This window comes from Lacticaseibacillus baoqingensis, from assembly GCF_003946165.1.
GTDB lineage: Bacteria > Bacillota > Bacilli > Lactobacillales > Lactobacillaceae > Lacticaseibacillus > Lacticaseibacillus baoqingensis.
On record NZ_RHOI01000029.1, the window covers coordinates 24,747 to 36,464 of the forward strand.

An 11,718-nucleotide genomic window follows, 5' to 3' on the forward strand; every position below is an offset into this window, starting at 1 on the left:
ATTGGAACAATTCGATAAAGATCTGTGCTCGATCCAAGAAGCGAGAGATCTTGTTAAAGCAGGTAAAGCCGCTACTGACCAACTGGCGACTTTCACTGCAGAACAAATTGACCACATCTTGCAATATATGGTGGAATCCGCTGAAGAACATGCGGCGGAACTCGCCGAAATGGCAGTGGTTGAAACTGGTTTTGGTAAGGTGAAGGACAAAGCGTATAAAAACCATGCGGCAGCGACCTTATTGTATAACCAGATCAAGGATCAAAAGACGATCGGGGTCGTTTCAGAAGACCAAGCCAATAAGACGTTTGAAGTGGCTGATCCAGTCGGCTTGGTCATGGGGATCGTGCCTTCGACCAACCCGACTTCGACGGTGATCTTCAAAGCGATGATCGCCATTAAGTCCCGCAATGCGATCGTTTTTGCCCCACATCCGGCAGCTGCAAAATGTACCTATAAAGCCGCTGAGATCTTGGCGGATGCGGCAGAAGCAGCTGGGGCGCCAAAAGGAACCATTGGCTGTGTCTCCACCCCAACGATGCCATCCACTAATGAATTGATGCATGCCAAAGACGTGAGCTTGATCATCGCCACTGGCGGCCCTGGGATGGTCAAGGCGGCATACAGTGCCGGCAAACCGGCCATTGGCGTTGGTGCTGGGAATTCGCCGGCTTACATTGAAAAAACGGCTAACGTGCATGACGCCGTAGCGCGCATCATTGCCAGCAAGTCGTTTGATTATGGGACGATTTGTGCCTCTGAACAATCGATCGTTGCTGAAGAAAGCAACAAAGACCAAGTGATCGCTGAATTGAAGGCGCAAGGCGGCTACTTCATGAGTGAAGAAGAAACCGCTAAGGTCTGCAAGGTCTTGTTCCGTCCAGGGTCACATTCGATGAGTGCCAAGTACGTCGGCCGTTCACCGCAAGTGATCGCCAAAGGCGCCGGCATTACCATTCCAGCTGATACCAAAGTCTTAGTTGGGCCTCAAGGCGGCGTCGGCGATGGTTATCCGCTGTCTTATGAAAAATTGACCAGTGTGTTGGCCTTTTATAGTGTCAAAGACTGGCATGAAGCTTGCGAATTAAGCATTCGCTTGTTACAAAACGGGATCGGGCACACCATGAGCTTGCACACCAATGATCCAGAAATGATCTTGAAGTTTGCCGCTAAGCCGGCTTCTCGGATCCTGGTCAACACTGGCGGCAGCCAAGGCGGGACTGGTTTGAGTACCGGTTTGCCGATCGCCTTTACCTTAGGTTGTGGGACCATGGGTGGTTCTTCCGTTTCCGAAAACGTGGGTCCAAAGCACTTGTTGAACATTAAGACGGTGGCTTGCGGGATCAAGGATGTCACCACATTAGCTGACGATGATCCGACTTTCCATTTTGATGAAAAAGCCACTACCCAAACCGCCACACCAGCCTATTCTTCTGATCAAGACGCGGCGCCTGCATGCAAGACGGTGACGACACCGGAACCGCTCAAGCAAAGCCCGGCTGCGATCCAACAAGCCTTCGATGCGCAATCTGGCAAGGTCGATAAAGACAAACTTGCTGACGTTGTGAAGAAATTGTTGTTGGCAATGAATGACAAATAACCTTTAAAGGAGGTGAGAAAATGGATGAAGAATACGAAAGGGCAATCAACATATTAACTGGTGCGCTGAAGCTGGAACAAACGACGCCGCGTACCGGTCGTAATCCACAAGATCAAGTGGACGCGACCAGTTGTGCGACCAGCAAGGCACCAGAACAAAAAGATACGGTACCGATCGGGATTTCTAACCGTCACATTCACCTGTCTCAAGCAGACTTGGATACGCTGTTTGGCACAGGGTATCAATTGACGAAGTTGAAGGATCTGTCTCAACCGGGTCAATTTGCCAGCAAGGAAACCGTGATGCTTGCCGGGCCTAAGGGGTCGATCACTAAAGTCCGTATTTTGGGTCCGGTCCGCAGCCATACCCAAATCGAGATCTTAGCATCAGATCAATTTAAGCTTGGCGCCAAAGCGCCGGTGCGGCTTTCGGGACATCTTGATGGTACCCCGGGGATCACAGTGGTAGGACCAAAGACTTCGATTCAGACGCCTGATGGTTTGATCATTGCGCAACGCCACATCCATATGCTACCGCAACAAGCAATCGAATTCGGAGTACACGATGGCCAAACCGTCTCGCTTGAAATTGAAGGGTTACGCGGCGGGATCTTGAATAATGTCATTATTCGCGCCAAAGCTCACTCCGGGTTGGAATGCCATATCGATACAGAAGAAGCTAATGCACTCGGAGTAACCTCCGGGATGCCAGCGAAAATCAAAATAATTGGAGGTAACGAATAATGCAAGACGCTTTAGGTATGATCGAAACGAAAGGTTTAGTACCATCCATTGAAGCTGCTGATGCCATGGTCAAGGCGGCTAACGTCACTTTGATCGGCAAGGAACACGTTGGTGGCGGGTTGGTAACCGTCTTGGTTCGTGGGGATGTTGGTGCGGTCAAAGCGGCGACTGATGCTGGTGCCGCAGCAGCCCAACGCATCGGCGAATTGCTATCCGTCCATGTTATTCCGCGTCCACACGCAGAAGTTGAAGGGATTTTGCCACATCCCGAAGCCAAATAAGCTTCGCATAGGCGCCTGATCTGACGTGTCTCGTGAGCCAAGATTTTACAACAGGTGCTAGTATGTGGCTTGGGGGAGTCGGTAGACCATTGTCTATCGGCTCCTTTTTTAATCATGGTGACCCCATCAAAACATGACTGTCATACACGGTGTCACCAGCCAATGAAAGGAAGTTGACTAATGAAAATTATTGTTGTTGGCGCGACACATGCCGGGACTTTTGCGACCCAGCAGATCTTGACCGAGCATCCTGACTATGAAGTGGTCGTCTATGAACGCAATGATACGTTGTCATTTCTGTCTTGTGGGATCGCCTTATGGGTCGGCGATCATGTCTCTGATCCAAATAAGATGTTTTATTCTTCACCAGAGGCGTTGAGTCAACTCGGGGCGAAGATGTGCATGCAACATGATGTCTTGTCCATTGATGTCTACGGAAAGAAGTTACAAGTCAAAAACTTGGTCACCGGCGATATTCGCACGGAATCGTATGATAAGCTCGTGTTCACGCCAGGCTCTGCGCCAGTGGTGCCGCCGATCCCGGGAGTGGATTCAAAAAATGTTTACCACTGTAAGAATTGGCAAGATGCCAACAAATTGCGGGCCACAGTCGATAAGATCAACTCAGTGATCGTGATCGGGGCTGGTTATATTGGTGCTGAATTAGCTGAACAATATGCACTAGCCGGTAAGCAAGTGACGTTGATCGATGCATTTGATCGCGTTTTAGCCAAAAACTTTGATGCGGAGATCACCGATAAAGTGGCAGACGATTACCGCGCTCATGGGGTGACCTTAGCGTTAGGGCAAAAGGTGATCGGCTTTAAAGATGGCCAACAGTTAACGGTGACGACGGATAAAGGCAGCTATGCTGCCGATATCGCGATCTTAGCCGTTGGCTTCCGACCAAACACCGGCTTATTGCGCGGCAAAGTCGGGATGTTGAAAAATGGCGCGGTGATCACAGATCAATACATGCGCAGTTCGCGACCGGAGATTTTTGCCGCAGGCGATTCGGCTGCGGTGCATTACAATCCGACGGGCAAGGCTGACTACATTCCTTTGGCAACCAATGCGGTGCGCCAAGGGATCTTAGTCGGCGAAAACATCGCCGCGCCTAAGCAGGCTTATATTGGCACCCAATCAACCAGTGCGGTTGAATTATTTGGCAAAACGATTGCTGCCAGCGGCTTAACGGTTGCCGGCGGGGCGGCACGCGGCATCAAGCTGGAATCAGTGACGATCTCAGAAAACTATCGGCCTGACTTTATGTTGTCAACCACTCCAGTACAAGCGACCTTGACTTGGGATCCCCGGACGCGCCAAGTCAAAGGCGGGGCCTTTTACTCCGAACATGATGTGTCGATGTCCGCGAATATGATTTCCATGGCGATCCAGACACATATGACGATCGATACCTTGTCCATGCTGGATACGTTCTTCCAGCCAAACTTTGATCAACCGGTCAACTGGGTCAATAAAGTGGCCATGGCGGCGGTGGCAAAACAGTAAGCGGTTCAATTCAAGTTACGCAAAGTTGCCAATCAAACGACTAGAGATTTTCGCTAGTCGTTTTTTGCGTGTTACTGATCGCCAACTTGAAACCGGCTCGGCGGCGGGATGCCCAATGGTGACGGTGCTGCCCCATCCAAAAAATTTTCCCCTTTGTGTCAGCAAACATCACCCATTCACTAGACGGCTTCATCCCCTAGGCGTAAAGTAAGCACAACCATTAGTTACATGTTATTAAAACTGACAAATACCAAGCATTAATAATGGTGCAATCCTTATGCAAAAAATTAGACCAGGTGCGAATGGTGAAAAAATTCACACCTTTATTTGGCGTGCCATGATAACAGCTTAAATCGATCTAAATCGCTGATTTAGGGACTTTGAGAGCGCATACATTAGCAGGCGAAACAGATTTCAGCCCAAACGAAACAGCCAAATATTGTGCTTAATTTCGCCAATCGTTGCACGATAAATGGTGCAAAAGGTTCACCTTGTTTCCTTTGCGGTCTCGACCAATAATAAGGTTGTGCAAGAGGCAAGGGGTGATGATATGGCGGAACTTTCCACCAGACAAAAACAAGTGGTCAAGGCGCTAGTCAACGCTGAGGTGCCGCTAACTGCAAAAGCATTGGCCAATAGCCATAACGTCTCGGTACGCACGATGCGCTACGACTTGAATACGATCCGCGACTGGTTAGGCGAGCATGCTGCCAGTTTAGCCAGTCAACCGCATAAAGGGATTTGGATCACGGCAGACACCAAGCAGCGGCAACAATTGCGCTTGGCTGTCGATGACGTGCAAGCTGCCAGTTATTTGCAGCCAACGGCGCGGATGACGGTTTTGTTCTTAGCTTTAGTGCAAACCAATGAGTTTATGACCATGCAACAATTGCAGTCGTGCGTCGATGTTAGTCCCACAACGTTAAAAAACGATCTCAAAAAGCTGCGGCAGTACTTAGCTGAACAGCATTTGACTTTGATCAGTAAGAATTACTATGGCTTTAAAGTTGCCGGCGATGAAGTCGCATTGCGCCATTTGATGGCGCAGATCTTATTTGCCGAATTGAGCCGCAAGACCCTGCCTGCAGCGATCGCTGATGCCTTGGCGCAAAAGCGCCTGCCAAAACAAGGGGTATTGTTGACCCGAGATACTACGTTGAATCATTTGTTCAACACGGTGCTGGCCCAAGCAATCGACTTGATCGTGGTGCATGAACAAGCCCCAGAATTGGAACAATTAATGACGCTATTGATCCGCTTGACGATCGCGATCAGCCGCCAAAGCATCAACAAGCCGCTGAATAGTTATCAGCAGCTGCGGCCTGAAGAAGTCGCCGAGAGTTTTGCCGGTTACTTGATCGCAAGAACTTATGCGTACTTTGAACTGCCGCTGCTGAGTGATGATTATCATTACATCTTAGGCACGCAGCTGGAACGCGCCGACAGTCAAAATATGGTGGCGACGGTGCGGCAAATGATCGCGCAGATCAGTGCGCAAACGCAAATCGATTTTACCCTTGATAGTCAACTGCAAGAAAATCTCTACTTGCACTTGACCAACCACCGTGCCGGCGATGAGCAGCTGCAATCATACAACCCGTTCACCGATGACATCAAAGCTGAGTACCCAGAATTATTTGCGGCGATCAAACGCACCAGCCGCCAGCTGCTGGTAGATACGCCGATCACCGATGCGTTTGTTTCATTTGTTGCGCTGCATTTCATGGTCTCGCTGCAGCGCCGCCCGCAAAGCACGCAAAACGTCCGGATCGCTTATGTGTGTGCGACGGGGTTAGGGATCACCAATTTGATCCAGCAGCGCTTGGCCGAATCGATCTCGAACATTGAGATCGTTGGCTTTGCCGGTTTGGATACGGCGCGGCAGCTGATCCAAAAAGAAGCGCCAGACTTAGTCGTCAGCATTTTCCCCTTAAAAGGGGTGAAGGTGCCAGTCGTTGAAGTCCAACCGCTGCCAACCCCTGCTGATATTGCGACGATCAAGGCAATCGTGGCCAAGCTATTGAAGCTTTCGCCAGACGCCTTGCAGCCGCAAGCGCAGCCGGCACCGGCGCAACCGCAAGCGGACTTGGCCGGGCAAGTGCAACAAACGGTGTTGAAGATGTTCAGCATTTATTCGGACTTGCAAGCGATCTTGCCGCAAAAAATCGCGCCGGATTATGCCGATGCGTTCATCATGCATGTGTTTTTGGCAGTGCATCGCATCATGTTCAACCAACAGTACCAAGGCGTGGTCGCCAATGACCCACCGAAGCTCGTGCGCCAAATCGAATCCGTCTTTTCCAGATATGGATTGGCGATCAACCGCGCTGAGTGTCATGCCATTATTGAATATTTAAATTTAACGCAGACCACTGAAGGAGGTGGCATGAATGCCAGAAACCACTGATCCAATTAAGAAAATGCTTGATGAAAGTGCCGATCCGGCAGCCAGCCGCAAACTCTTGCAGTTCACGGTCGACTCGGCGAAAAAAGCCGGGATCACATTCACCGATACCCAATTGCAGGTGCTTTGCAATCACCTCATCGAGATGCTCAAACGATCGCGTTCTGGGGAAACCTTGCCGGCAGTCGATCCGGCCATGTTTTCCGAGGTGTCGCAACAATCGCTCGACTTGGCCCAACAAGTCGTAGATGACGTGGGGCATCTAGGGGCGTCTGAAAAGTATGTGTTGTCGATTCATTTTGAAGCTGCAAAAAACCAACTCTAGGAGGGCTTGATTATGTTAAAAGTCGTTATCGCTGATCGGATGGGCAAAGGCCAAAACGTGGCCAAAGGCATTGAAGCCGCTGGCGGTACTGCCGTCGTTGTACCGGGCATGGGTGCCGATATGCGCTTAGGCCAAGTGATGGACAAAGAAAAAGCCGACATGGGGATCTCATTTTGCGGTTCCGGCGGTGCCGGGGCGATCACCGCGCACAACCAGTTCGGCTGGTCGGAACGCCACGGGATGCGCTCGATCCAAGAAGGTATCACCGCTGTGCAAGATGGCATCAAAGTCTTAGGGTTTGGCTTCATGGATCAAGAAGCGCTAGGCAAAGCGCTCGCAGAGACGTATTTCAAAAAGCATCCTGAAGCTAAGTAGGAGGGCAATATGGCGATTAATGTTGAAAGCAAGCAATCAGTGGTGGTCGAAGGCACTGGCGAGACGAAACAACAAGCATTCGCCAGCGCGTTGGCGAATATTCAAAAGCAATTGATCGCCAACACCCACAAGACCATTTTGCGGATCATTCCGGAGCAGGTCACGCCATTATTATTGAAGGAAGAGACTTATACCGAGAAATTTCTCTTCTTCTTCTTCAAGCGCCAGCGGACCACTTTTCACGTGAAGCTGGACGTGGAAGTGACCATCACCAGTATCGATTTAGATGCGTTGCAGTTTGATCAAGAGACACTGCAGTCACCAGATGCGCTGCCGTTGCCGCGGTTTAAGCGCACATCGAAAGGGGTCAAGTAACTATGCATGTGCTCACGATATTATTCCAGTCACTCATCATTGGCGGCTTAGTGGGATTTGCCACCGGCATGGGCGCTGCGCGGATGTTCACCGCGCCAAAGACGCAAGCACTAGGGGCGTTTCGGACCTTAGGGGAAATGAATGCCGCTGAAGGCGACGCGGCGTCGCACTTTAGCTTTGGTTTAGGGTTCTTCTTCAACGCTTGGGCCTCCACGGTTGGGGCCGGGGCGTTCACCCAAGATATCACCCACCGGGTCATCCCTAACTGGGCGGCTGCGGCGTTGTTGTTGAAAGATAAAGATCCGCAAAAATCCTTCCAAAACCCTAAGCGCATGGCTTGGGCGGGGATGGTGATCGGCATGGTGGTCGTGGCGTTTTTGAACGTCACGTCAAGCTCCATTCCAGCGTCTTTGCAAGTCACCGCGGTCAAAGTTTTAGTACCAGCGGCCAATAACTTGATCAACTTGGTAATGCCGGTTTTGTTCTGGTTAGCAGCTATTGACGCCGGCCGCCGCTCTGGGTTATTCGGGACGGTCTTTGGCGGGGTATCTGCGTTGATCATTGGCAACGCTGTGCCTGGAGTCGTTTTAGGCATCTTGATCGGCAAAGGGGTCGATGAACTGGGCTGGACCAAGACGACCAAGATCATCTTGACTGCAGCGATCTTGCTGTTTGTTTTAAGCGGCTTCTTCCGTGGATTCGATATGACCATGATCAAAGCCTTCCACTTGGCAGTGCCACAGTGGCTGACTAACTTCCATGGCCTCTTGAACGTGAAGTAAAGGAGTGACATTCAATGAGTGATCAAAAACAAACTGAAGCAACGATTCCCAACGACTTCTGGCATGCTGATTGGGGTTTTGTGATCATCGTGGCGATGATGGCTTCTGGGGTCTTTGCCGGCACGTCAATGTATTATAACTACGGCGTTGGGGCGTTTAACGAAGTGGCCTTTGTCGCAATGTTGAAAGCCGGGATCGAAGGCGGGTCTTATGGGGCGGCGGCCGCATTTGGCGCCAGTTTCTTATTTGCCCGGATCCTTGAAGGGTCATTAGTCGGGATCTTGGATCTTGGTGGTTCGATCTTGACTGGGGTCGGCTTAGGGATCCCAGCGATCTTGCTATCTGTTGGCGCCAAGTCGCTGGTGTCCAATTTCTGGCTGGCGATTTTGACCGGGGCCATCTTAGGGGTCTTGATCGGGTTAGTGATCTTCTTAGTCCGGAAATTCACCATTAATCAAAGTGGGGCCACCTTTGGTTCTGACGTCATGATGGGCGCCGGGAACCAGACTGGGCGGTTCCTGGGCCCGCTGATCGTCTTGAGTGCCTGCACGGCCAGCATTCCGATCGGGATCGGTTCCACTGTCGGCGCAGCGATTTTCTACGCATGGAAGAAGCCGATTTCCGGGGGTGCCATTATTGGCGCGATGATCTTAGGGTTCTTCTTCCCGATCAAGTTGTCGTAATGAATTTAGGAGGTAATCTCAGTGTTTGATGTTTTGATCAAAAATGGGCGGTCTGCGCGTGAACAGCCGCTGGATATCGGGATCACAGACGGTCAGCTCGCAGCAGTCGAGCCGCATTTGCCTGGCGCTAAAGGCAAAAAAGTGATCGATCTCAAAGGCCAATCGTATGTCTCAGCTGGCTGGATCGATGATCATGCCCATTGCTATGAGAAATTGACCTTATATTATGATGATCCCGATGCCGATGGTTACCAAACTGGCGTGACCACGGTGATCGATGCCGGGTCCACTGGTGCTGATAACATCCGTGATTTTTACCGGGTGACACGCGATAAGAAAACCAATGTCTATGCCTTGATCAATATTGGGCGTACAGGGATTTTGGCCCAAGATGAACTGGGAGATATTTCTAAGATCAACAAGCAGGCCTTATTTGATGCCGTGCACGATTTGCCCGATTTCATCGTCGGCATCAAGGCGCGCGAAAGTCATTCGGTGGTTGTCGATAACGGGATCAAGCCGCTATTGGCCACTAAGTCTTATGCGGCGCTTTTAGGGGGGATGCCGGTGATGGTCCATGTTGGGGCCAACCCGCCAGAACTCAAAGACGTCTTGCAAGCCATGAGCAAAGGTGACATCTTGACGCATGCCTACAATGGCAAACCCAATGGCATTATCGCTCCAGACAAGACGATCCGCGATTTTGCCTATGACGCTTATGATCGCGGCGTGATCTTTGATGTCGGCCATGGGACGGACAGTTTCAACTTCGACACCATGGCGATCGCCCGCGATCATGGTTTGGATCCCAAGTCATTAAGCACCGATATTTACCACCGCAACCGTGAAAACGGACCGGTGTATGACATGGCGACCACCATGGAAAAAATGCTCACAGTCGGCTACACCTTGCCCGAGATCATTCGCATGGTCACCTTCGCGCCAGCAGATAACTTCCATCTCTTGAACAAAGGCCGCCTGCGCCCAGGCTGCGATGGTGATGTGACGATCTTTAAGGTCTCCGCAGGCGAAAAGACTTTGACGGACTCCAACGGCAATACGCGCGTCGGCCATCAGCTGATCACGCCAACGCATGCGATCATCGCTGGTAATGTTTATGACTTGGAGGAGAAATAATGACAGATTTCTATCAAGAATATGGCTTGAAGCACGTGATCAATGCCAGCGGCAAAATGACGATCTTAGGCGTTTCCAAGGTGCCGCAAGTCGCTATCGATGCCCAACAATTCGGCGACACCCACTTCTTTGAAATATCTGATCTGGTGGACAAGACCGGCGCTTATATCGCCAAGCTTTTAGGCGCCGAAGACGCGGTAGTGGTTAATTCCGCTTCTGCCGGCTTAGCCGAAGCTGTTGCCGGCGTTATCGGCGAAGGCAGTATGTATCATGTCTATCACCCTTATGCCAAGCGCTACACCAAGCGCGAGATTGTCATGCCCAAAGGCCACAACGTCGATTACGGGGCCCCAGAAGAGATCCCGATCGTTGAAGGCGGCGGGCAAGTGGTCGAAGCCGGCTATGCCAACATGTGCACCCCAGAACATATCGACATGATGATCACTGAAAACACCGCAGCGGTGCTGTATGTGAAGTCCCATCACACCGTGCAAAAGAGCATGTTGTCCATCCCAGACGCCTTGGCCGTAGCCCACAAGCACCACTTGCCGTTGATCTTAGACGCAGCGGCAGAAGAAGACCTCAAAAAATACGTCAAAATGGGCGTGGACATCGTGGTTTTCTCCGGTGCCAAAGCACTTGAAGGTCCTGCCAGCGGCTTAGTGTTCGGCAAGAAGCCTTACATTGGCTGGTTGAAGCTGCAATCTTTAGGCTTAGGCCGTGCCATGAAGATCGGCAAGGAAAACATTTTAGGCTTCACCACTGCCGTCAAGCATTATCTGGAAGTCGGCCCAGAAAGTGGCACCGCAATGCAAGCGCGGCTTGACCCATTTATCACGGCCTTGAACCAAGTGCCGCATTTAAGCGTCAAGTGTGTGCAAGACGGTGCTGGGCGTGAGATCTATCGCGCCGAAGTCTCGATCCAACCAGACAGCCCCAAAGACGCCAAGCAAGTCGTCGCCGAACTCAAAGCCGGTGACCCAGCGATCTACACGCGGGAATATCGCGCCAACGAAGGCGTCTTCGAATTTGACATTCGCGCGGTGGATGCCGAAGAAATGACGGCCATTACGACTCGTTTACACGAGATTTTAGGATAGGAGGTTATTAACAGTAATCGATAATGTAGAATAATGCGTTAATTTGTGGCAATTAGTCGTTCTGCGGTAATCAAGTGGAAGGCAGAATGACCACTGTGAAATGGTAAACTCGTGAAAAATTGCTGACTGATGCATGGACAGATGATGACGGTTTTCATCATGTCTCGACAGGGTCTCCTTATCTTAATTTGCTATGATATCTATAAGCAAGTTGGAGGTGAAAACATGTTGAGAACGCACAAGATCCGGTGCTACCCGAACGCGACGATGCGCCGCGTATTGGAGCACGCATGCGATTATCGCCGCTATTGTTACAATCAAGCACTTGCCACGTGGAATGAGCTGTATGACGCGTCAGTCGTTTTGGCAGATAAGACGGTGCGACCGAACGAACGTCAAGT

At 50.9% G+C, this 11,718-nt stretch carries 13 protein-coding genes; all 13 read left to right on the forward strand.

Annotation, left to right across the window (positions count from 1 at the left end; all coding sequences use genetic code 11):
- Position 1: 1 nt before the first annotated feature.
- Positions 2-1,600, forward strand: coding sequence for an acetaldehyde dehydrogenase (acetylating) (locus EKM91_RS10905; protein WP_125753948.1), 1,599 nt, complete (start codon positions 2-4; stop codon positions 1,598-1,600).
- A 20-nt stretch (positions 1,601-1,620) separates the two neighbouring features.
- Positions 1,621-2,343 (forward strand): phosphate propanoyltransferase, encoded by a 723-nt coding sequence (gene pduL, locus EKM91_RS10910; RefSeq protein ID WP_125753949.1) that lies wholly within the window; start codon positions 1,621-1,623, stop codon positions 2,341-2,343.
- On the forward strand, positions 2,340-2,624 hold the full coding sequence (eutM, locus tag EKM91_RS10915) for an ethanolamine utilization microcompartment protein EutM (protein WP_225419508.1): 285 nt from the start codon (positions 2,340-2,342) through the stop codon (positions 2,622-2,624). Before pduL ends, eutM begins: the two co-directional genes overlap by 4 nt.
- A 180-nt stretch (positions 2,625-2,804) precedes the next feature.
- Positions 2,805-4,136 carry an FAD-dependent oxidoreductase gene (locus tag EKM91_RS10920; RefSeq protein WP_125753951.1) on the forward strand — a complete coding sequence of 444 codons (1,332 nt, stop codon included), beginning with the start codon at positions 2,805-2,807 and terminating at the stop codon, positions 4,134-4,136.
- A 550-nt stretch (positions 4,137-4,686) separates the two neighbouring features.
- Positions 4,687-6,543: a BglG family transcription antiterminator gene (locus tag EKM91_RS10925; protein WP_125753952.1), complete on the forward strand. Its 1,857-nt coding sequence runs from the start codon at positions 4,687-4,689 to the stop codon at positions 6,541-6,543.
- Positions 6,527-6,865, forward strand: a complete 339-nt coding sequence (locus tag EKM91_RS10930; RefSeq protein WP_225419507.1) for a PRD domain-containing protein — start codon at positions 6,527-6,529, stop codon at positions 6,863-6,865. Before EKM91_RS10925 ends, EKM91_RS10930 begins: the two co-directional genes overlap by 17 nt.
- 12 nt (positions 6,866-6,877) lie before the next feature.
- Complete coding sequence (locus EKM91_RS10935; RefSeq protein WP_125753953.1) at positions 6,878-7,240, forward strand: SFCGS family glycine-rich protein; 363 nt, start codon at positions 6,878-6,880, stop codon at positions 7,238-7,240.
- Positions 7,241-7,249: 9 nt separating this feature from the next.
- Positions 7,250-7,615 carry a DUF4312 family protein gene (locus tag EKM91_RS10940; protein ID WP_125753954.1) on the forward strand — a complete coding sequence of 122 codons (366 nt, stop codon included), beginning with the start codon at positions 7,250-7,252 and terminating at the stop codon, positions 7,613-7,615.
- Positions 7,616-7,617: 2 nt separating this feature from the next.
- Entirely contained in the window at positions 7,618-8,397 is a 780-nt protein-coding gene (locus EKM91_RS10945) for a DUF4311 domain-containing protein (protein WP_125753955.1), read from the forward strand.
- 14 nt (positions 8,398-8,411) lie between these two features.
- Entirely contained in the window at positions 8,412-9,080 is a 669-nt protein-coding gene (locus EKM91_RS10950; RefSeq protein ID WP_125753956.1) for a DUF4310 family protein, read from the forward strand.
- 21 nt (positions 9,081-9,101) lie between these two features.
- A complete protein-coding gene (locus EKM91_RS10955) occupies positions 9,102-10,217 on the forward strand; it encodes an amidohydrolase/deacetylase family metallohydrolase (protein WP_125753957.1) in 1,116 nt (371 codons plus the stop codon).
- On the forward strand, positions 10,217-11,317 hold the full coding sequence (locus tag EKM91_RS10960; RefSeq protein ID WP_125753958.1) for a DgaE family pyridoxal phosphate-dependent ammonia lyase: 1,101 nt from the start codon (positions 10,217-10,219) through the stop codon (positions 11,315-11,317). The genes EKM91_RS10955 and EKM91_RS10960 overlap by 1 nt, the downstream gene beginning before the upstream one ends.
- A 225-nt stretch (positions 11,318-11,542) precedes the next feature.
- The coding region (locus EKM91_RS13940) for a helix-turn-helix domain-containing protein (protein WP_164508551.1) at positions 11,543-11,718 on the forward strand (176 nt) is incomplete at its 3' end.

Bases quoted from the DNA above. Each gene is read 5' to 3' on its own strand.
- EKM91_RS10950 (WP_125753956.1), top strand. From the start codon at position 8,412: ATGAGTGATCAAAAACAAACTGAAGCAACGATTCCCAACGACTTCTGG.
- EKM91_RS10935 (WP_125753953.1), top strand. From the start codon at position 6,878: ATGTTAAAAGTCGTTATCGCTGATCGGATGGGCAAAGGCCAAAACGTG.
- EKM91_RS10920 (WP_125753951.1), top strand. From the start codon at position 2,805: ATGAAAATTATTGTTGTTGGCGCGACACATGCCGGGACTTTTGCGACC.
- pduL (WP_125753949.1), top strand. From the start codon at position 1,621: ATGGATGAAGAATACGAAAGGGCAATCAACATATTAACTGGTGCGCTG.
- EKM91_RS10930 (WP_225419507.1), top strand. From the start codon at position 6,527: ATGCCAGAAACCACTGATCCAATTAAGAAAATGCTTGATGAAAGTGCC.
- EKM91_RS10925 (WP_125753952.1), top strand. From the start codon at position 4,687: ATGGCGGAACTTTCCACCAGACAAAAACAAGTGGTCAAGGCGCTAGTC.
- EKM91_RS10945 (WP_125753955.1), top strand. From the start codon at position 7,618: ATGCATGTGCTCACGATATTATTCCAGTCACTCATCATTGGCGGCTTA.
- EKM91_RS10940 (WP_125753954.1), top strand. From the start codon at position 7,250: ATGGCGATTAATGTTGAAAGCAAGCAATCAGTGGTGGTCGAAGGCACT.
- EKM91_RS10960 (WP_125753958.1), top strand. From the start codon at position 10,217: ATGACAGATTTCTATCAAGAATATGGCTTGAAGCACGTGATCAATGCC.